This window comes from Brevibacterium sp. SMBL_HHYL_HB1, assembly GCF_018208375.1.
GTDB classification, from domain to species: Bacteria; Actinomycetota; Actinomycetes; order Actinomycetales; family Brevibacteriaceae; genus Brevibacterium; species Brevibacterium intestinavium.
In genome coordinates this window covers 194,951-215,552 of sequence record NZ_CP062936.1, presented here as the reverse complement: position 1 = coordinate 215,552, position 20,602 = coordinate 194,951, and the positions used below count along the sequence as shown (strand labels likewise).

General features: G+C 65.9%; 19 protein-coding genes. 10 read left to right on the top strand and 9 right to left on the bottom strand.

Annotation, left to right across the window (positions count from 1 at the left end; translation table 11 throughout):
- Positions 1 to 5 precede the first annotated feature (5 nt).
- Positions 6 to 806 carry a sulfite exporter TauE/SafE family protein gene (locus IG171_RS00995; protein WP_212129170.1) on the bottom strand — a complete coding sequence of 267 codons (801 nt, stop codon included), beginning with the start codon at positions 804 to 806 and terminating at the stop codon, positions 6 to 8.
- A gap of 83 nt (positions 807 to 889) precedes the next feature.
- Between IG171_RS00995 and IG171_RS00990 the strand changes: the two genes are divergently transcribed.
- The 5 genes from IG171_RS00990 to IG171_RS00965 all read left to right on the top strand — a co-directional run bounded on the left by IG171_RS00990 (position 890) and on the right by IG171_RS00965 (position 7,109).
- Positions 890 to 1,645, top strand: coding sequence for a helix-turn-helix transcriptional regulator (locus IG171_RS00990; protein WP_212129168.1), 756 nt, complete (start codon positions 890 to 892; stop codon positions 1,643 to 1,645).
- Positions 1,646 to 1,938: 293 nt separating this feature from the next.
- Entirely contained in the window at positions 1,939 to 3,312 is a 1,374-nt protein-coding gene (locus IG171_RS00985) for an MFS transporter (protein ID WP_212129166.1), read from the top strand.
- A gap of 38 nt (positions 3,313 to 3,350) precedes the next feature.
- Positions 3,351 to 4,025 (top strand): GntR family transcriptional regulator, encoded by a 675-nt coding sequence (locus IG171_RS00980; protein ID WP_212129164.1) that lies wholly within the window; start codon positions 3,351 to 3,353, stop codon positions 4,023 to 4,025.
- An 83-nt stretch (positions 4,026 to 4,108) separates the two neighbouring features.
- The gene (locus tag IG171_RS00975; RefSeq protein WP_212129162.1) at positions 4,109 to 5,119 is read left to right on the top strand and encodes an aldo/keto reductase family protein; all 1,011 of its coding nucleotides are present in this window, start codon (positions 4,109 to 4,111) and stop codon (positions 5,117 to 5,119) included.
- A gap of 538 nt (positions 5,120 to 5,657) precedes the next feature.
- A complete protein-coding gene (locus tag IG171_RS00965; protein ID WP_212129160.1) occupies positions 5,658 to 7,109 on the top strand; it encodes an MDR family MFS transporter in 1,452 nt (483 codons plus the stop codon).
- 28 nt (positions 7,110 to 7,137) lie between these two features.
- Here the strand turns inward: IG171_RS00965 and IG171_RS00960 are convergent, their stop codons facing one another.
- Entirely contained in the window at positions 7,138 to 7,704 is a 567-nt protein-coding gene (locus IG171_RS00960) for a TetR/AcrR family transcriptional regulator (protein ID WP_212129158.1), read from the bottom strand.
- Between the two features lie 129 nt (positions 7,705 to 7,833).
- Here IG171_RS00960 and IG171_RS00955 point away from each other — a divergent pair, with 129 nt between their 5' ends.
- Complete coding sequence (locus IG171_RS00955; protein WP_212129156.1) at positions 7,834 to 8,346, top strand: MauE/DoxX family redox-associated membrane protein; 513 nt, start codon at positions 7,834 to 7,836, stop codon at positions 8,344 to 8,346.
- Between the two features lie 5 nt (positions 8,347 to 8,351).
- Here the strand turns inward: IG171_RS00955 and IG171_RS00950 are convergent, their stop codons facing one another.
- From IG171_RS00950 to IG171_RS00940, 3 genes are all read right to left on the bottom strand, one after another.
- The gene (locus tag IG171_RS00950; RefSeq protein ID WP_212129153.1) at positions 8,352 to 9,584 is read right to left on the bottom strand and encodes an MFS transporter; all 1,233 of its coding nucleotides are present in this window, start codon (positions 9,582 to 9,584) and stop codon (positions 8,352 to 8,354) included.
- Between the two features lie 96 nt (positions 9,585 to 9,680).
- The gene (locus IG171_RS00945) at positions 9,681 to 10,913 is read right to left on the bottom strand and encodes an integrase (protein WP_212129151.1); all 1,233 of its coding nucleotides are present in this window, start codon (positions 10,911 to 10,913) and stop codon (positions 9,681 to 9,683) included.
- A gap of 10 nt (positions 10,914 to 10,923) precedes the next feature.
- Entirely contained in the window at positions 10,924 to 12,204 is a 1,281-nt protein-coding gene (locus tag IG171_RS00940) for an ISL3 family transposase (RefSeq protein WP_212127313.1), read from the bottom strand.
- A 287-nt stretch (positions 12,205 to 12,491) separates the two neighbouring features.
- Between IG171_RS00940 and IG171_RS00935 the strand changes: the two genes are divergently transcribed.
- Positions 12,492 to 13,205: an HTH domain-containing protein gene (locus tag IG171_RS00935; protein ID WP_249203906.1), complete on the top strand. Its 714-nt coding sequence runs from the start codon at positions 12,492 to 12,494 to the stop codon at positions 13,203 to 13,205.
- On the opposite strand, the gene IG171_RS00930 is transcribed toward IG171_RS00935, so the two are convergent.
- On the bottom strand, positions 13,132 to 14,442 hold the full coding sequence (locus IG171_RS00930; protein ID WP_212129141.1) for an ISL3 family transposase: 1,311 nt from the start codon (positions 14,440 to 14,442) through the stop codon (positions 13,132 to 13,134). The two genes, IG171_RS00935 and IG171_RS00930, sit on opposite strands and share 74 nt — an antisense overlap.
- Positions 14,443 to 14,588: 146 nt before the next feature.
- Between IG171_RS00930 and IG171_RS00925 the strand changes: the two genes are divergently transcribed.
- Positions 14,589 to 15,038 carry a WYL domain-containing protein gene (locus IG171_RS00925; protein WP_249203905.1) on the top strand — a complete coding sequence of 150 codons (450 nt, stop codon included), beginning with the start codon at positions 14,589 to 14,591 and terminating at the stop codon, positions 15,036 to 15,038.
- A 357-nt stretch (positions 15,039 to 15,395) separates the two neighbouring features.
- Entirely contained in the window at positions 15,396 to 15,893 is a 498-nt protein-coding gene (locus IG171_RS00920) for a hypothetical protein (protein ID WP_212129138.1), read from the top strand.
- Between the two features lie 24 nt (positions 15,894 to 15,917).
- Here IG171_RS00920 and IG171_RS00915 read toward each other — a convergent pair whose 3' ends face one another.
- Both IG171_RS00915 and IG171_RS00910 read right to left on the bottom strand, forming a co-directional pair.
- Entirely contained in the window at positions 15,918 to 16,385 is a 468-nt protein-coding gene (locus tag IG171_RS00915; protein WP_212129136.1) for an NUDIX domain-containing protein, read from the bottom strand.
- A complete protein-coding gene (locus IG171_RS00910) occupies positions 16,382 to 17,023 on the bottom strand; it encodes a DNA-3-methyladenine glycosylase I (RefSeq protein ID WP_212129134.1) in 642 nt (213 codons plus the stop codon). Before IG171_RS00910 ends, IG171_RS00915 begins: the two co-directional genes overlap by 4 nt.
- An 81-nt stretch (positions 17,024 to 17,104) precedes the next feature.
- Between IG171_RS00910 and IG171_RS00905 the strand changes: the two genes are divergently transcribed.
- Positions 17,105 to 18,094 carry an aspartate dehydrogenase domain-containing protein gene (locus tag IG171_RS00905; protein WP_249203904.1) on the top strand — a complete coding sequence of 330 codons (990 nt, stop codon included), beginning with the start codon at positions 17,105 to 17,107 and terminating at the stop codon, positions 18,092 to 18,094.
- A 101-nt stretch (positions 18,095 to 18,195) separates the two neighbouring features.
- On the opposite strand, the gene betT is transcribed toward IG171_RS00905, so the two are convergent.
- A complete protein-coding gene (gene betT, locus IG171_RS00900) occupies positions 18,196 to 20,262 on the bottom strand; it encodes a choline BCCT transporter BetT (protein WP_212129132.1) in 2,067 nt (688 codons plus the stop codon).
- Positions 20,263 to 20,602 lie beyond the last annotated feature (340 nt).

The following is a 20,602-nucleotide window of genomic DNA, read 5'->3' as shown; positions in this document are numbered from 1 at the left end:
GCACCTCAGGCCACGGCGACGACGACTCCGGCAGCGATGAGCAGGACGAAGTACCCCCAAGCATGGAGGATCTCGGGGATCTTCGGAACCCGGCGGCGCAGGAACACGATGATCGGCAGCCCGCCGATGAGCAGGGCCGCGGCGGCGAACAGGTCGAGTGAGCCGACGATTCCGGCAGCCTCGATCGAGGCCGGGGTCAGAATCGTCACGAGCACGGCCGGAGACATGATCACCAAGGTCAGCGGGTTCGCCAGGGTCGTGGCCACAGTCATCGTCGCCCCGGACCGGCGCATCATCGGCACCGTCATCACCGAGCCGCCGACGCCGAGGAAGGACGCCAGACCGCCGATCGGCACGCCCCAGGCCGCGGAGATCCCGCGCCCGCCCTCGCTGGCTGCGCCGACCTCATTGACGACCGCTGGTTTTCGCCGGAAGAACCCCGGACGGACGAGCAGGTCGATGGCCGTGGCCGCGATGTAGGCGACGAACCCCCACTGCAGCAGGGCTTCGGGAGCGAATCGTCCGGCGAAGGCCCCGAGTGCCCCGCCGAGGCCCAGGAGCCCCAGCAGCCACCAGCGCCCCTTGAGGTGCGCCAGCGTCTCCCGCCGGGTCGAGACGGTGGCGACGATGGCGTTGACGAGCATCACCAGCGCCGAGGTGGCAGCCGCCACCCGCGCCGTGTCATGTCCGAGGTCGGCGTCGACGAGGGTGATGATCGGGACGGTGACGAAGCCGCCGCCGAAGCCGAAGAGCACGGTCGTCAGCCCGACGAGGCAGCCGATGAGCACGAGTCCGAGAAATTCCACTCGTCCATTCCAGCCCACCGCCATCAGGCAGGCAATCGACACTCTGTCGCATTCTTTCGAGACTTCGCCACTAGGATCGAGTCGTGCGCACTCCAGCCATCGATGACGTCGACTCCCACCCCTGGGAGGTGCTGCCGGTCGGGACCCGGTATCCGCCCGATACGGTGCTGCCCTATCACCGCCACCGGCGAGCGCAGCTGCTCTACGGCTCGACGGGAGTCATGCTCGTCGAGACCCAGGAGGGGTCGTGGACGGTGCCGACCCACCAGGCGGTGCTCATTCCCGCCGAGACCGACCACCTCGTGCGGTTCCTCGATGTCACGACCTGGAGCCTCTACATCGAACCGGCGAGCGTCCCCTGGTGGCCGGAGCGGTGCACGGTCGTCACGGTGACCTCGCTGCTGCGTGAGCTGCTGCGCCGTGCCGATTCCTTCGAACTCACCGAGTCGCTGACGTCCCATCAGCATCATGTCTTCGCGCTCATCCTGTCAGAACTCCAGCGCGCCTCGGCGGTGCCGCTCGAGGTCCCCCTCCCCCGCGATCCGGCGCTGCGGCGGGCCTGCACGGACTATCTCGAGCGCCCGAGCCTGAGGCTGAGCAACAGGGACTGGGCAGAGGAGCTGCGGATGAGCGAACGCAGCCTCGACCGCGCTTTCCGCGCGCAGATCGGCATGAGCCCTGCGGCGTGGAGGACCCGAGCGCGGGTGCTGGTGAGTCTGCGCCTGCTCAGCTCCCATTCGATCACGCAGGTCTCCGAACGCCTGGGGTATTCCTCACCGGCGGCGTTCTCGGCCGCATTCTCCCGCGAGATCGGCCGCGCTCCGTCCACCTTCCAGTGACCTAAGCCAGCTCGGGCCCCTGCCCGCTCCGAGGGAGCTCATTCAAGGCGGCGCGCAGATAAGAAATCGTGGACGCTTCCATATCTGAGCGCGGCCTTGAACGAGCCATTCGGCACTCAGCCACATCTTGTATCCAAGATGCATGCAAGATAGATTGGGCTGGTGCACGACCGCACGACCTGAGGCCGCGCACGCCCACAACCACCGGCCACGGATCACCGGCCTCGGCCCACCGAGCCGCGCATGCCGGAGACCGACTGACCGCCCCTGAACCACATGAAGACGAGACATCGATGACCAGCCACATCCGCGAACAGGCCAAACTCATCACCGCCCAGCTGCTCTCCGGAGCCGGCATCGCCTCCGGTTACGCCGTCGGCGGACTGCTCGCCGAGGAGATCACCGGACAGACTGCGATGGCCGGGTTCGCGCAGATGAGCGTCATCCTCGGCGCCGGACTCATCGCCTACCCGCTGGCCGTCCTCGCCCGCCGCTCCGGACGCCGGAAGGCGCTGACCCTGGGCTTCGGCATCGGCACGCTCGGGGCCGTGGTCGTCCTCATCGGCGTCGCCCTCCAGTTCCTTCCGCTGTTCATGCTCGGGATGATGATGTGCGGATCCTCGACCGCCTCCGGCCTGCAGGCTCGCTACGCCGCCGTCGATCTGGCCGATCCCGCCGCAGCCGGACGGGCGATGTCACTGGTGGTGTGGGCGACCACCGTCGGATCAGTGCTCGGGCCCAGCTTCACCGCACCCGGGGCCCACCTCGGCGAGACCCTGGGCATGAACGGCCTGGCCGGTCCCTATCTCATCTCGATGGCCGCCTTCGCCCTCGCCACGCTCTTCGCCTCGACCCTGACGAAGACGATCACCGCGGGCACCGCTCGGCCCGACGAAGGCGCGGACGAGGCTGACGATGGCAGCGGCACAGCCGCCTCGGCGGACGATTCCGGGCAGGCCAGCGCCGAGGCGGATCCTGCCCGAGCGCCGATGAAGCTCGGCGAGGCCCTGCGCTTCGCCCTGGCCCGGCCGGTGCCGCTGTTCGCGATGGTCACGATCATCGCCGGGCAGATGATGATGACCAATGTCATGGTCATGACTCCGGTGCACATGGACCATCAGCAGTTCACCCTCGGCGCGATCGGCATCGTCGTGAGCATCCACATCGCCGGCATGTACGCCCTGTCCCCCGTCTTCGGGTGGATGGCCGACAAATGGGGGCCCGGAATCGTCATCGCCGTCGGCGCGGGCATCTTCACTCTCACGATCGCCCTCGGCGTCATCGACGCCCTGGCCCCGGAGTCCTCGATGCTCCTGCTCAGCACCGCCCTGTCCCTGCTCGGGGTGGGCTGGTCGATGTTCCTCATCGGCGGCTCGGCGCTGCTGACCTGCTCGGTGCCGGCGCGGGCGAAGGTGACGCTGCAGGGGGCGTCTGATTCTGCGATGAACCTCGGTGGGGCGGTCATGGCCGCGATGGCCGGCTCCGTCCTCGGCGCCGGCGGGTTCCTCTGGATCAACCTCATGGCCACGTTCGTCCTCCTCATCGCCGCAGGCTTCGCCATCCCAGCCGTCCCTCACCTGCACTGGCCGGGACGCGGTCGCTCCCGTGCGGCGATGACGAAGGAGCAGGAGACCACGGCGGCCGATCGATCCGGGGCCGAGGAATGAGCGATCCGGGACACGGGAAGGAGCGGAGACGAACAGCAATGAGTGAGAAGAAGGAGTCGCTGAGCGCGGCCGAACGGGCCTACCGGGCCATCCGCAGCCAGATCCTCAGCGGCGTCCACGCTCCGGGGACCATGCTCGGCGAGGCGGCTCTGGCCGCAGAGATCGAGGTCAGTCGCACCCCGGTGCGCGTGGCTCTGGCCAGACTGCAGGACGAGGGGTGGATCCTCATCTACCCCAAGCGCGGGGCCATCGTCCAGGGCATCGACGAGCGCACGATCGTCGAGCTCGCCGATGCTCGTTACGTCCTTGAGACGACCGCGGTCGACCGCGCCCCCGACCAGCTGCGCCGGCGCCTGGCCGAGCGCCTCGAGGAGTCGATCGACCAGCAGCGTGCCGCCTTCGCCGAGGGCGACGTCGCCCGGTTCATCGACCTCACCCTGGCGTTCCACCGCGGTTTCGTCGAGGCCGGGGACAACCGGGTGATGCTCGAGATGTACTCACAGCTGTCCGACCGTCACCGCTTCACCCTGTTCACGATCAGACACCGTCTGCTCGAACGCTGCGAGGAGATCATCGCCGAACACGAAGCGCTGACTCGCCATCTGCGCTCAGGCGACGCCGCAGCGTTCGCGGACACGCTGCGCGGCCACATCGCAGAGCACGCTTCCCCGTCGACGCCTGCGCGCGACACCGGTGGGTTCCTCGAACTCTGAGCCCCTGGCCGCCGTCGCTCGGGGCGGGCGCTCCTGCCGGTTCGGGGGTTCCAGAGCAACCGAGACGGTCGTAGGCTGAGGTCATGGAGCACAGATATCTGGGAAACAGCGGACTCAAGATCTCCGAGATCACCTACGGCAATTGGCTCACCCACGGCTCGCAGGTGGAGAACGACACGGCCAAGAAGTGCGTGCATGCCGCACTCGACGCGGGCATCTCGACCTTCGACACCGCCGATGTCTACGCGAACACCGTGGCCGAAGAGGTCCTCGGCGATGCCTTGGCCGGGCAGCGGCGCGAATCACTCGAGATCTTCACCAAGGTCTACTTTCCCACCGGACCGAAGGGCCACAACGACACGGGGCTTTCGCGCAAGCACATGATGGAGTCGATCGACGCATCGCTGCGTCGGCTCGGCACCGACTACGTCGACCTCTACCAGGCCCACCGCTACGACTACGAGACTCCGCTCGAGGAGACGATGCAGGCCTTCGCCGACATCGTCCGGGCCGGCAAGGCCCTCTACATCGGCGTGAGCGAATGGAACGCCGATCAGCTGCGAGCGGCCCACCATCTGGCCCGGGATCTCGGCATCCAACTCGTGTCGAATCAGCCGCAGTACAACATGCTCTGGCGCGTCATCGAGGACCGGGTGATCCCGACGTCGAAGGAACTGGGCATCTCCCAGGTCGTATGGTCGCCGATCGCCCAGGGCGCACTCACCGGAAAGTACAAGCCCGGCCAACCGGCACCGGCCGGATCCCGGGCCACGGATGAGGCCGGCGGAGGCGCGGACTCCATCAAGAGCCGCTACCTCAACGACGAAACCCTGACCGCAGTGGCCGGGCTCGAACCGATCGCCGCGGATCTGGGACTGACGATGGCTCAGCTCGCCGTCGCCTGGGTGCTGGCCAACGACAATGTCTCCACCGCGCTGGTCGGAGCCTCGCGCCCCGAGCAGATCGCGTCGAACGCCGAAGCCGCCGGAGTCACACTCGACGCCGATGTGCTCACCCGCATCGACGAGGTGCTCGGCGACCTGCCGGAGACGGACCCGAACAAGACGCAGTCGCCACCCAGCCGCCTCGCCTGAGATCGCGGCGCACGCGGCATCAGCGGCGTTCGCGGCGTCAGCGGCGTTCGCGGCATCAGCGGCGTTCGCGGCATCAGCGGCGTTCGCGGCATCAGCGGCGTTCGCGGCATCAGCGGCGTTCGCGGCGTCACCGATGTCTCCTGCGGGTGGATCCACTTCGGAATGCCGGTCCAGATCCAGCCGGATCCACCCGCAGGAGACATCCGCCGGCAGGAGACGTCCACCGCGCCCGGCCTGCTGCGGCTGTCCCCACTGCGGCCGCCCCGCCGAACTCCTCGCTGTCTTCCCATCTGCGCAAAACGTCGAGCTCCGCCTCCTCTGCGCGACACCTACCCGCACGATCGATATCGGCTCGCAGCCGGGTAGGTGAAATCACAGTGACCCGGCTCTGCCTCGGCGAGGGTCGTGCGCTAAACTGCCTGAGACAGTTATATAACTTGGGAATTGACTTTCTGGGCGCAATGAGGGGCCGCAGCAGCCGACCTCCGAAGATGAGCTGTCGCCAAAAGACGATACGCAGCGAATGAATGGGTGAGGGATGCCATTGACGAACGGAGACAGTAGCCAGCAGAACGAAGCCGAGGGCGCCCCGATCAACCGGAACATCGTCCTCGCCGTCCTCGTCTCCGGCGCGTTCGTCATCATCCTCAACCAGACCCTGCTCAACACCGCCCTGCCGGCGTTCATGCACTACTTCGAGATCACCGCCGGTGCCGCACAGTGGGTGACGACGAGCTTCATGCTCGTCAACGGCATCATGATCCCGGTCACCGCGTTCCTCATCCAGAAGTTCACCACGCGCGGTCTTTTCTTCACCGCCATGGGGCTGTTCATCGTCGGCACCCTCATCTGCGCGATCGCTCCGGTCTATCCGGTGATGCTCATCGGACGCGTCATCCAGGCCTCGGCCGGCGGCATTGTCATGCCGCTGATGCAGACGATCCTGTTCGCGATCTTCCCGGTCGAGAAGCGCGGTTCGGCCATGGGCACCTTCGGACTCGTCATCGCCTTCGCCCCGGCCATCGGCCCCAGCCTCTCGGGCTGGATCGTCGATCACATGCCGTGGCAGGTTCTGTTCTACATGATGCTGCCGATCGCGATCATCGACCTCGTCATCGCCTACTTCATGCTCAAGAACGTCACTGAGCGGACCTTCCCGCGCCTCGACGTCACCTCGATCATCCTCTCCACCTTCGGCTTCGGCGGCCTGCTCTTCGGCTTCGGAACAGCGGGTGACGCCGGGTGGATCAGCACCGAGGTGCTCCTCCCCCTGACCATCGGCGCGATCTCACTGACCCTGTTCATCTACCGTCAGTTCAAGCTCGAGCAGCCGATCCTCGAGTTCCGCATCCTGCGCTATCGGATGTTCACCCTCAACACCCTGCTGGGCATGTGCGTGTTCATCGTCATGGTCGGCGGCATGATGGTCCTGCCCCTGTACATGCAGAACATGAACACGTTCTCGGCCATGGAATCGGGACTGGCGCTGTTGCCGGGCGCAGTGGTGATGGGACTGATGTCGCCGGTGACCGGCCGCATCTTCGACGCCGTCGGCGCGCGCTGGCTGGCCGTGCCCGGATTCATCCTGCTCACGGGCACGACGTTCATGTTCGCCCGTCTGGAACCGGACACGTCGTTCCTCTACCTGGCCATCGTCAACACAGTGCGGATGTTCGGCGTGGCCATGGTGATGATGCCGGTGACCACGGCCGCTCTCAACCAGCTGCCTTCCCACCTCATCCCTCACGGCACCGCGCTCAACAACACCATGCGTCAGATCGCCGCCTCGGTCGGCACTGCGGCACTGGTGACGATCATGGCCTCGGCCGCACGGGATCCGCAGACCTACGGCGTCTCCGGACTCATCCACGGGGCGAATGTCGCGTTCTTCGTCGCCGCGTGCGTGGGAATCCTCGGCATCATCGGAGCGTTCTTCAGTCGGAACTCCCACGGCCTGGAACCGGGGCAGAAGAAGTCGACGGGTCGCTGACCCGGCCTCGGCCGGTGAGCCTGAGAGTTCAGGCCTGTCCGGTTCCGGCCTGCCCGTCTGTTCCCGAGACCAGATGAGCCGCCACGGAGCGAGCCTGCTGGAGCGCATCGTCGGTTTCGACCGCCCCGCTGAGCACGAGGGTGGCATAACCGTGGACGAGCGACCACGAGGCGACTCCGAAGTCACCGTCGGGGACTGAGCGGACCTCGGCGACCCCGACCGAGAGCGCGGCCCAGGCCCGCTGCCGCGCGGCCGTGAGTTCGGGGTCGTCGTCGTGGAGCAGCCGAGGCTGGAACATGACCGTGAAATGAGAGGGGCATCTCAGCGCGAACTCCACGTAGGCGACCCCTCGCGCCACCAGCCCCTGCTCCTCGGCGGCACCGGTCATCGCATCGGCCAGCAGGTCGAACCCCTCCGCCGCCAGTGCCGTGAGCAGTCCCGCCTTGTCCCCGAAATGATAGGTCGGCGCGGCGTTCGAGACACCCGCCCGCTTCGCCAGGGCCCGCATGCTCAGTCGGGCCACACCGTCCTCGGCGATCGCCGAGGCGGTCTGGGCAAGGAGCGTCCGCCGCAGATCCCCATGATGATACGTCACAGTTCGATCGTACCCGAGCAAACTTTTCATTGACAAGATCATCGCCAAGTGCCAATCTTGTCAGTGTCAAGTCCGTCTCATCTGATCAAGTCTCTGTCATCCGTTGCGCATCCGTCCCGGGAGGACCGAATGGCACCGCTGCTGTTCCTGCTGCTGACCACCGCCCTCGTCCGCGTCATCGGACATGTGTCGCGTCCAGGGCTCAAACCATGGCCGGTGGCCATCCGGTGGGGTTTGGCGGTGATGTTCACCGTCACCGGCATCTCTCACTTCGCAGGCATGCGCGATGCCCTCATCGCCATGGTCCCGCCCTGGCTCCCGAGCGCCGCCGCACTCGTGACCGTCACCGGCATCCTCGAGCTCCTCGGCGCCGCGGGACTTCTGGTTCGTCCCACGCGCATCTGGGCGGCGATCGGCTTGGGCCTGATGCTCATCGTCATGTTTCCCGCGAATGTGCACCTGGCGCTGACCGCTGAGCATCCGCCCTGGGACGACACGCTCGTCCCGCGCACCATCATGCAGCTGATCTTCCTCGCAGCCGTCTCCGCAGTCCTCATCCCCGAGGCACGCAGGCTCCGGGCCCGAGGTCGACGGGTCAAGCGCACACAACACCGACTCCCCTCACCGAGAACCCGCCGCTGACCCCGTCAGCTCCGACCCGATCGCCTCGATTCCAGAGTCCGTGAGATCCAGGACAGCGCACCGGCCAGCAGCAGAAGCAGCGCACACAGCAGGAAGGTCGACGAGGACCCGAGATAGGTGAAGCCGATGCCGCCGAGCACACCGGCGACGGCGAGGCCGACGTCGAAGTTCATGTTCCACGCGACACTGGCCCGGCTGGGAGAGCTGACCGAGGCGAAGGCCATCACAAGACTCGCTGACTGCATGGTGCCCAGCCCCAAGCCGATGATGAGCATCGCCACGAACAGAAAGCCGCCGTAGAGCACGACGGCGCAGACCAGGCCGATCGCGGCCAGCGCGAGACCGAGGACGTTGAGGGCGAAGGGCGGGAAGCTGTCGGCGACGGAGCCGGCGATGAAGCGCCCGATCACGGCCGAGACCTGCATGGCCGCGATGAACAGGGCCGCTCCGGCCACGTCTTCGCCGGGACCGAATCCGATGATGAGCCCGAAGACGATCATGCCGACGAGGAACGGGGAGAGCATGAGCACGAGACCGAGAGCTTCCCCGGCCCGACGTCCCGCCCACCGCAGGCTGCGCCGTTCGTTGCGTCCGGACCGGATCCTCACATCTGCGTCACCGGAGCCCGTGGCAGCCGCCGAGTCCGTCGCTGACCGGGGCGAGCGCCCGGGCACGAACTTCAGCACCGTCGGGATGGCCACCAGCAGGCAGGCGCAGACGATGAGGCGGAAGATCCAGATCGGAATCGTCTCCACCAGCCACAGCCCCAACGGGGCACCGACGGCCGCGGCCAGGGATGTGATCCCGCCGAAGAAGCCGAGTGCCTTGCCGATCCGTCCCGCCGAGGTCGTCCCGGGCACCGCCGCGTTGGCGAGGACGACGAAGAGTCCGAAGCCGATGCCTCCGCAGAGACTGGCCAGCACCAGCGCCAGCAGGGCCGGAGTGACGAACAGCCCGAGCAGCTGACCGATGAACTGCAGGACGAGCGCGAACATCAGCGCACCTTTGAAGCCGAACACCCGTCCGGCCCAGGGAGCGAAGGGCTGGGCGACGATGACGCCGAGCATCATCGTCGTCAGCACTGAACCGCCGGTGACGGTCGAGAGCCCGTTGGCCGCGGCGATCGTGACCATCGTCGAATAGCTGAAGAAGAAAGCGGAGAACCCGAACATGGCAGACCACACCAGGCCCAACAGGGCCGAGGTGTAGGTCTGCTGGTCAGAGGGATCGGAGCGCATAGTTCGAGGCTACGACATCTGGAGCAGCGCGAGCGATTCCCCGGCACACCGCCCGCCCCGGCCCCGACCCGCCGACCCGGCCCCGCCTCGGCGCTGTCAGGCCGCCAGCTCCTGCAGACGCTTCTGCCAGAACACGATCTCCTCGGTCAGACGCGCCGGGTCGAGCCCGTTCGCATAGTCGATGATCTCGGCTTCCTGAAGCGACGACATCACGCCGGCGGCACGGATCCGCTGGTACGGCGTGCTCGGTTCGTCGTAGACGCGGCACTGCCCACCGCGACCGTCGTCGTCCCAACCGACCGGTTTGCGGGTGGGTGTGAAGTAGTTGAGTCGATCGTCGACGGCTCGCCACAGCTCGTTGAGCGCATGCCTGGCCTCATCCGTGTCGTAGCGGCAGATGCTGCCGTACTCGTGAACGAGGTGCTGATGCCGCGAGGCCTCGGGAAGACGGTCGCGGCGGTGGTTCTTGAACACAGGACTGAAGCGGATGTCGAGGTTCTCGGCCCACCGCCCCATCGCCTCGTGGACGGGCTCGGCCTCGTTGCTCAGCTCGATCGCGTTGACCCAGAACGGGATCCCCTGAACCTCGTCGAGCGACCATTCGAGCAGGTCAACGGCGGCACCGGGGGAGTTGTCCTCGAGGCTGCGAGTGAACACCCACCCCGTGTGCAGGCAGGTGGCGCTGAAGGTGAACACGCAGTTGCCCGGCCGGGTCGGCCCTGCGTGGGCGATGGTGTCGATGAGGAAGAAGCCCGGTTCCGCCTCGTTCGCGCCCGAGGCGAGGTCGAGGAATCCTTCGCTGGGGGTGGTGAACCGCTTCGTCGACACGCGCCGCTCGCGATAGTCACCGGCTCTGGTGGTGCGCAGGTACCGGTCGATCGATGCCGGACTGACGGCGAGCAGTTCGGCACGGACCTCACTGCTGTATCCCCCGCGACCGGGCACGAGCGCACCGTGGCGCTCCGCCGCGTCGAGCAGAGCAGGCATCGCCGCGGCCAGATACTTCCCGCTCTGGTAGCCGGACCATTCCCACACCGTGACCAGCAGCGCGCGGGACTCCGCGGAGTACTTGGAGCACCGCGGCTGCGGTCGGACACCCCTCGCCGCATCCGGAGACGGTGCGCCGGCCCCGGCAGCAACGGCGAGTTGGGCCAGACGGCGACGGGCATGGTCCCGCGACCATCCGGTGACGATCATGATCTCGTCGAGGATCCACCCCTTGTCCTTCTTCCTCGCCGAGGAATAGAGGTCGAGGTAATCGTGGACGACCAGCTCAGAATCCGCATTCGCGTCGACTGAATCAATGTGAGCATTGTGCTGATTGCGCATAAACGGCTCTTCATAAATAGGGCTGTAGAAGAGGTCCCAGTCCTCCAGCGTGGAGCAGAGAACGGATCAGGTAGTTGCCCCGGTTGCGGAACCCCAGTGCGATACCGCGCAGATGTTCGAGTCTGCCGTTGATCGCTTCGGTTGGCCCGTTCGAGGTTCCAGGATGATCGAAGTAGGCCAGGATATCGGCCCGACGACGTTGGAAGGTTGTCCTCAGACTCCGGAGTTCTTTGAGCTCATCAGGAATCGTTCCTGTCAGGGTGTCGATGAGTCGGTTCATGAGCTTCTTACCTTTGCTCGGTGGGGCAGCATAGGCGGCGATCGTGTCTTGATAGAACTGCCAGCACACCAACAGGGCAGCATGATTGTCGGCGGCGAAGACCGAGTTGAGGCGGTGCTTCTGCTTGCCGGTAAGCAAACCGACGCGGGTGCGAACCGTTTTGCGGATCCCGTACAGGTCATCACCCGACCGTCCTCTGCGACCGTGCAGCTCTGTTTGTAGCCGCCTCCTCGTCTCATCGAGCTTCGTGCCGACGAGGGCGACAACGTGGAAGGGGTCCATGACCGTGGTGGCATCAGGCACCACGTCAGTGGCAGCTTTCTTATAGCCGGCGAAGGCATCCATAGCGACATGCTCGATGCCGTCACGGAACGCATCGGGCTGGTTGTTCAACCAGTCGGCGAAGACGTCGGCGGAGCGGCCGGGGACGATGTCGAGCAGGCGTGCCGGTCGGTGGGTGAGGTCGACGATGACAGTCACCCACCTGTCGATGCCGCGGTGGGACCAGCAGTGCTCATCGACACCGATTGTGGATACACCCTCGAACCGGGTGGCATCAGCGATGAGCAGAGATCGGCCGAGGTCGAGTACAGCCGTGCACACAGTGTTCCAGGAGGTAGCGAGGTTCTTAGCGATGACGTGGATGCTCATCTTGTCGATGACCACGGACTTCAATGCCCACAAGCGTGCTGTCGTCGAGAGTTTCGATCTGCCGGCGCAGGCTCGCTGAAGTGTTTGGGACCAGCGCTGGTGGCAGGAAGGGCAGGTGTAGGTGCGGATGCGAATAGCCAAGGTCACCGCGGTCAGGCCGATCGGGGGATGAACGAGTTTGCGGATCCTGGTGGCCCGGACGAGTCCGCGTCGACGGCAGACAGGGCAGGACCTGTCGTTGTCGGTGATCAGGCACAGCACGGTCAGATGCCGACCAGTGTGGTCTTGCCCGATCGCGGTGAGTCCGAGTTCCGGCAGGGAGAGTGTGGTATCGAGGCAGGGCGGGGTAAAGTCGTACACGAGGGACCTTGGGTCGTGATGGAGTCTTGAACACCTACATCATTGCACCCAGGGTCCCGTTGTCATCGACGCCGGATTCAACTCTTCCCCACCGCCCTATCTATGAAGAGCCGCATAAACGTCTTTGTTCCTCCGAATTCTGGGTGGCCACCTCATTGTTTTCGAACCACCCCGAAATAATCTGCACAATGGTATTCTGATATCAGGCAGGAGGTCTTCCTAAACGACGGAAGACAATGGAAATGTCACAGACTGCAGCACGACTTCTCGGGTTATTGTCACTGTTGATGGTGCCCCGCACCTGGTCGGGTCGGGAACTGGCAGATCGTCTGGGCGTGAGTCCGCGGACCGTCCGGAACGACATCGGTGCGCTGCGCGACATCGGATACACCATCGACGGCACACGCGGCAACGAGGGCGGATACCGGCTCTCCCCCTACGGCTCGGCCGTACCTCCTCTGCTGTTCGACTCGGACGAGGCGGTGGCCGTGGCCGTCGGTCTCCGTTCGGGCCTGAGCTGCATCATCGGCGGGATGGAAGAGACCTCGGCGCGGGCGCTGGCCAAGCTCGAGAACATCCTCCCCTCGGCCCTGCGCGCCCGGTTGCACAACCTCGCGCACTTCACCGTTCCCGTCGCCGGAAACCAGCCGATGCCGATCGTCGATCCCGAACTCATCGTCGTCCTCATCGACCACTGTCACCGTCAGGAACGGCTGCGCTTCATCTACCGCGGCGAGGACTCCGCCGATCAGGACGGCTCCGACGCCGGCGGTCAGGACGGTGCCGGCGGTCAGGACGGCGCCGGCGGTCAGGACGGCGCCGGCGGTCAGGACGGCCCCGACGCCGGCGGCCGGACCAGCGCCGAGGCGGAGGGGAGTACCTCGGGCGTTCACCTGGAGGTCGAGCCCTACCGGCTCGTCAACCGGCTCATCGTAATTGAGAGTGTAGGACCGGTCGGAAGCCACCGGACTCGAGCAGACATCTGGCGATGTAATGCGTGAGGTTGCGGAATCCCAGCGCGGACCCGCGTAGATGCTCGAGTCTGCCGTTGATCGCTTCAGTGGGACCGTTCGACGTTCCCGGTCGGGTGAAGAATGCGAGCACATCAGCAGCTCGACGCTTCAACGTTCGTCCTAACCGTTTGAGCTCGACAAGTTCGGGTGGCAGATTCGTTGTCAGGGCGTCGATGACCGTTTGCAAGAGTCTCTTGCCCTCTTTGCAGTCCGCGGTTCGGTAGGCGCTGACAATGTCTTGGTAGACAGCCCAGGTGACTTCGACTTCGGTGAAGTTCGGGTCAGCGAAGAGGTTCGCGATTCTTTCCTGCTGCTTGGTCGTGAGTAAGCTGCTGCCCGTGTGCAGAGTTCTTCTTGCCCGGTACAACGGGTCCTTTGCTCGTCCGCGATGGCCGGTTGTCTCCTGCTGAACTCGGCGACGTACCTCGTCGAGGGCATCACCGGCGAGTTTGACGACGTGGAAGGGGTCCATGACTTCGACAGCGTCGGGCAGCTCCTCAGCTGAGGCTGTTTTGAAGCCGGAGAATCCGTCCATCGCGACGACGTCGATGCCCTCACGCCATTCTTTCGGTCGGTCTTTCAACCATTGTTTGAACACCTGCTTCGAACGGCCAGCCACCATGTCGAGCAGACGTGCCGAGCCTGTTCCCTCGCTGATCGGGGTGAGGTCGATGATGACGGTGACGTACTTGTCACCACGCCGGGTGTGCCGCCATACATGCTCGTCGACACCAATGACGCTGACCCCGTCGAAACGGGTCGGGTCGTTGATCAACAACCGCTTACCTTCAGCGAGGACGGCGGAGTTCGCGGTGTGCCAGGACACGGCGAGTTTCGCAGCGATGACGGACACGGTGTCGTGATCGATCACGAGGGCACGCAACGCCCAGTCGAGGCCGGTTCGCGAGATCTTCGCTCGTGGTGGCGCCGCAGCTGTGGTGTCTTGACGCCAGACGCGGCCACACTCGACGCATTTGTAACGGCGGAGGCGAATGTGAAGCGTGGTTGGTCGGTGGCCGAAAGGTTCGTGGGCCAGCTGGCGGACGACGGTGTCGCGAATGATCCCGTGGCCGCCGCACCGTCGGCACCAGTCATCAGCAGTGTTTGGCTGGCATTCCAGGATGGCCTTTTGCCCGGTGATGTTTTGGCCGGTGCAGGTCAGATCGAGGGTGTCGAGTCGGCAGAATGTCGTGAGGTCAGGGGTTGAGAAAGTAGGCTTGGCCACGTCGAGGTCTTTCGGATGGGTTGTGTGAGAACTTCCATCATCGGAAGACCTCGACGTCTATCCGCGCAGCGACGCGCCGTGTCCTGGAATCACCGATCTACACTCTCTTTTACGAAGAGCCCGTCAACCGGCAGCACCGCTGGTACTTGCTCACCTTCGATCCGGGCCTTCGCGACTGGCGGATCTTCCGCGCCGAACACATCTTGCCGAAGACCCCCAGCGGAGTCCGCTTCGAACCGCGACCGCTGCCGGCCGAGGACATCGGCGACTACGTCGAACGGCATATCTCCGGTCCTCGCTGGCGGCACTCGGCCGAAGTCATCGTCGAGGCGCCCGCCGCCGAGGTGATGGCCGCCCTCGTCTCTGCCGAAGGATCGGTCGAAGCCCTCGACGACGAGCGCTCACAGGTGACCATCGGCGGGCAGAGCGTGGCAACCATGGCGCTGACCCTGGCGCGGCTGGATGTCGACTTCACCGTCGTCGACAGTCCCGAGCTGTGCGAATGCCTGCAGGGATTGTCGCAGCGACTCGGGCAGGCGGCGCAGAAGAGCAGCCTCGGCGGTCATTCGATTCCGATTTCGAGCAAATCGGGATGAAAACCACAATAGAAACAACACACTATTGTGGGAATGTGCGAAATTTCGCGGGCACGACAGGTGAGTCACGCCCATTCCTTGTCCCTGTCTAACACGCGGCTGTAACTTTCGAGGATATGTTTCGCCCACCGGTGTGCACGGTGTCGACTAACTGTTTGCGAAACTGCTCGACCAAACCCTGCTTGTCCTCGATTGGAGAACTTCGATGCTCATGCCGTTCCGCTGCGCATTCGTCGTCTCGGCAGCGTTGCACACCATCGGCTGCGGCCCGGTCGCAGTCGATCCTGGCACCGGCTGCGGTTCGACCGCACTCAGGACCGGCTGCGACGATCTCGAGAGCAGCCGGCAGTGAACCCCATGGACGAAGGACAGCCGACTGTCGTGTCCGAGCACAGCGTCCGAGTTCAGGAGGTCACCACCCGCATCCGCAGGACGAACTCCGTCTACGCCCGCTTCTACGGGCCTCTGTGCCTGCTGGTCTTCACCGCGTCGTTCTTCCCCTACTACTCCCCCGCGGACGAGAGCACGGCCACCTACGGCAACCTCTGGCACGAAGTCCTCGTCACCGGTCGCGGGGTCGATGTCTTCGCGCTCTTCGTGCTCCTCTTCACGGCCGGTCTGCTGTGTCTGGCGACGGTGGGCCGGACCTCGGTCACGGGGCTGATCGCCATCGTCACGGGGTCGGTCATCATCGGCTGCACGCTCCTGCAGTCACCGGGCTATGTCAATCCGCCGGCGCTGACGGACTTCGGTGTCTTCGACATCGTCCTCAGCTTCCTCATCGCCGCCGTCGCCTTGGTGCATTCGCTCCATCTGGTCGCACTCGACCTCGAATTCCAGCGGCGCATGGTCTGATGCGGGCGCGGGTGGTCCCGGGTCTCAGCCCGCACCGGCCTCCGTCCAGTCCCCGGCCTCAGCCTGCGCGCGAGCCAGTGCGGGGATCACCTCGTTGCGGGTCAGCGGCGCGAACTGGCGGTCAGCCGTGTCCGCGGGCAGCGGGTCGATAGGGAACCATCCGGCCTCGGCTATCTCGGCCAGATGGCGGATGTCGTCGACGTCGAGTCGATCCGGCAGCCCCTCGTAGCAGAACACATCACCGATGACCCGATGGTCGGCCTCGTTCGCGGCAACGGCGGAGAACGTGCCCAAGGCCCGCAGCCGCTCCCGACGCAGGCTGAGCCCGAGCTCCTCCTCGATCTCTCTGACGATGGTCTCCTCAGCGGTCTCGCCCGCCTCGGGCTTGCCGCCGGGGAGCATGAACGAAGTGGTGCCCGCCTTGCGGACCATGAGCAGCTCCCGGCGGTGCGGGTGGAGCAGGACGAGCGCGGAGACGCGGATGTCGTTCATGCCGACCACACCCCGGAGGCACCTCGGCGGTGGGAGTCGAGCAGATGCGTATCGACCATTCCGATGGCCTCCATGAGTGCATACATCGTGGTGGGGCCGACGAAGCGGAATCCCCTCCTCTTCAGCGCCTTCGACAGGGCTGCGGACTCCGGGCCGGCGGTCGGGATCTCGGCCACGGTGCGCGGTCGCGGGGTGTCCGCGGGCTTGAATGACCAGATGAACGCGTCGAGGCCGCCTTCGTCGCGCAGCTCGAGCACGCGTGCGGCATTGTTGATGCAGGCCTCGATCTTGCCGCGGTGGCGGATGATTCCGGCATCGGCGAGCAGGCGGTCGATCTCGGCCTCGCCGTAGCCTGCCACGGTTTCGGGGTCGAAGCCGGCGAAGGCCTCGCGGAACCGCTCCCGCTTCTTCAGGATCGTCAGCCAGGACAGACCGGCTTGGAAGCCTTCGAGGCTCATCCGCTCGAACAGTCCGGCCTCGTCGTGGACGGGCAGGCCCCATTCGGTGTCGTAGTAGCTGACCAGCACCGGATCGCCGTAGGCCCAGGGGGTGCGGGCCAGGCCGTCCTCACCGACGACGGCACCGCCGGTCACGCTCGCTCGCGGTGCTTCCACGTTCGCCTGTGGTTGTTCGTCCATTCCGCAACCGTATCGCGTCGGCCGGACATGCCCGCAGGCAGGTCCGAGCGGTTTGTCAGTCGGCTCCGATATGGTGCGGCCATGACCACTGTGCTGCTGCTCGGATTCGGCGCCATCGGCCGCCATGTCGCTCAACTGCTCGCCCCGGAGCTCACCGCCGGGTCCCTGAGTCTGACCGCCCTGGTCTCGGATCCGTCGAAGCACTCCGACCGCCCGAACCACGGTGCCGAGGTCGTCGATCTGACCGTCCTCGCGGGCAGCTCGGAGGCCGTGTCCGGGACACCCTCGCCGAGGTGGTTCGCCCCCTTCGACGTCATCGTCGAATGCGCCGGGGTGCCGGCCGCCGCCGACCTCGGTCCCGCCGTCGTGGCCGCGGGCCGACCGTTGGTGCTCACGAGCGTGGGGGCCCTAGCCGATCCGGTCACGCGTGAGTCCCTCCTCGCCGGGCCCGGCCGGCTGCGGGTGACCAATGGTGCCATCGGCGGTCTCGACGTGCTCGAGGCCGCGGCCCAGGCCGATGCGCTCGAGACCGTCGAGATCACCACCTCGAAGGAGGCCACGGGACTCATCCGGCCGTGGATGACGGAAGCGGAGGCGGAGCGGCTGCGCCGGCTGCGTCCCGAGGACGGCCCGCTGACGGTGTTCACGGGCAACCCCGCCGAGGCGATCGAGAAGTTCCCCGCCAACGTCAACATCGCCGTGGCGCTGGCATGGGCCACGCGCGGTCTGCCTCATGGCGGGACCTCGCCGGGCACAGCGGCCGAGACCGGCACGGTCGTCGACACCGACGCCTCCGCCGACGGCGCACCCGCGGCTCCCGGCGCAGCCACCGCCTCGGACACAGTGGCTGCCAGCGACGCCGCTCTGCTCGAGGCGGCCCTGCACCGAGTGCGGGTCGACATCTGCGCCGTCGCCGGACAGCCCCGGTCGACTCACCGGATCCGTGCCGCCGGCGCCGCAGGCGAGTTCGCCTTCGACATCCGGTCGACACCGAGCCCGGAGAATCCGGCGACCAGCGGACTCACGGCCCTGTCCGTGGCGCGCACTCTGCGACAGGTGCTCACCCGCTGAGTCGGGGGCATACCCGCCGGCTGTGCCGGGTGGGTGCTCACCCGCTGAGCCGAGCGAGCCTCCGCCGGCTGTGCCGGGCGGGTGTCCGCCGGCTGAGTCGCTCAGTCCTCGCCGTGGTTGATGTTCTCCTGCAGCTGGAGGAATTCGACATGGCGTTCGTACTTGTCCAGCACGTCATCGATGATCTGCTCCTTCGAGTAGCCCATGATGTCGTAGCCCTGACCGGTGCCGCCGTCGAGGTAGACCTCCATGCGGTAGTAGTCCTCGGTGCCGCGCGGGACGACTCCGCCGAACGAGGGAACGCTGACCTTGTGCGGCCAGACCTGGTACCGGAAGGGGAACTCGCCCTCGCCGTCGACCTCGAACTCGATGAGTTCGCCGTCGTCGACGAAGGCGCCTTCGGCATCGACCCGACCGCAGCGGGAGCTGATGCCCCGATCTTCCATCTCCGCGGCCACCTCGGTCAGCGTCGGGAGGAGGACGTCCTGCTCGAACTCGCGGGCTCGAGCGGCGTTCGGGAAGGACAGAACCCGACCGAGCTGACGCTGCCACGTCTCGTTCCCCCGTCCGCGGGAGCGGCGGGCCAGCGAGGCGGGCAGGCTCGTGTCGACGCTGTCGACCCTGTTCGCTTCGACCCGCAGCGCCTTGTAGAGACCGATCATGACGAGGATGACGACGAAGGCGAAGGGCAGCCCCATGATCACCGTCGCGTTCTGCAGTGCGCCGATGCCGCCGACGAGGAGCATCGCGATCGTCAGGGCACCGGTCGCCAGGGCCCAGAAGATGCGCAGCCCGGCGCGGCCGTCCTCTTGCGGATTCCGCAGGTTCGAGGACAGGTTGGCCATGACGAGTGCTGCGGAGTCGGCCGTGGTCACATAGAACAGCAGTGCCGTGAGCGTGGCCAGTCCGGCGATGAAGGCGAATGCCGGGTAGTTCGACAGCAGTTCGTAGAATCCGCCTTCGGGGTTGAGCACGGTCTGCTCTCCGAATTCCATGTCACCGCTGCGGATGAGGTCGAGCGCCGAGTTCCCGTAGATCGAGATCCACATGAAGATGTAGATGAACGGGATGGTCAGGGTGCCCATCACGAACTGGCGGATGGTCCGACCGCGGGAGATGCGGGCGAGGAAGAGTCCGACGAACGAGGCGAAGGCGATCCACCAGGCCCAGAAGAACAGGGTCCAGTCGGTCATCCATGTTCCGGTGTCCTCGAAGGCGAAGGTCTGCCCGGCCATGTTCGGGAACAGACGGATGAAGTCCGCGACGTTGAGTGCGAGCGCGTTGAGCAGGAACTTCGTGTTCCCGGCCACGAGCACCCACAGGCTCAGTCCGATCGCGAGCACCACGTTGAGGATCGACAGGAACTTGATGCCCTTGTCCACTCCCGAAACCGCTGAGAGCGTGGCGACACCGACGCCGATGACGACGATGCCGACCTGAGTGGCCGTGCCGATCGGCAGGCCGAAGACCGTGTTGAGGCCGACGTTGACCATGACCACACCGATGCCCAGCGAGGTGGCCACACCGAAGATCGTGCCCAGCAGAGCGGCCAGGTCGACGGTTTCGCCCAGAGTGCCCTGGACGCGTTTGCCGAAGATGGGCGCGAGAGCCGAACGGATCGCCAGCGGCATGTTCATCCGGTAGGCGAAGTAGGCCAGCGCCATGCCCATGAGGGCGTAGAGGCCCCAACCGTTGAGGCCGTAGTGGAACAGCGCCCACACCGTTGATTCGCGGGCGGCGTCGACGGTCTCGGCCTCGGTCGAGGGCGGCTGCAGGTACATCGTGACCGGTTCGGACACGGCGAAGAACATGAGGTCGGTGCTGATGCCGGCGGCGAAGAGCATCGACGCCCAGGCGACGAGCCCGAATTCGGGTTTCGAGTGCTCGGGACCGAGCTTCGTGTTGCCGTATCGGGAGGCGGCGAGGTAGATGACGAAGACGAGCACGGCCAGGACGAGGAGGACGTAGAACCATCCGAACCAGTCCGAGGTCCATCCGACCACGGCGCCGAGCACCGCCTCGGCGTTGGATGGGGAGATGAGGGCCCAGATGGTGATGGCCAGGGTGCCGATCGCTGCGGCGATGAACACCCGCTTATTCACCGGCGGGCGTGAGGTCTGAGCATCTCCCTTCGGCTCACTGGGAGAGCTGTCGACTGATGCTGACATGTGTGAGCTCCTTATCCGGACGCGATGGCGTCGTGGCATCGTTCCCGGTCGAACAGTGTGCGATACCGGGCATGAACAACGGTTGTTGCGTGATGAGGGTTCCGTCCTCGTCGGCCGTCCTCACCCAGGAGGCGGCCAACAGTGGAGGTTACCACAGAGACACTTACGGTCATTTTCCGGACAGGGTGCCTCAGCGTCGCAGGCGATGGCGCTGACGCCGGTCCCGGAGAGTCCGTTCCGGCAGGCCTCGCTGTCAGATTGGCGGGTCTGATGCGACAGGTCTCACAGGCAGACGGGCGAGCCCCGTCCCAGGCAGGCGCGCGAGTTCCCTCCCATGCAG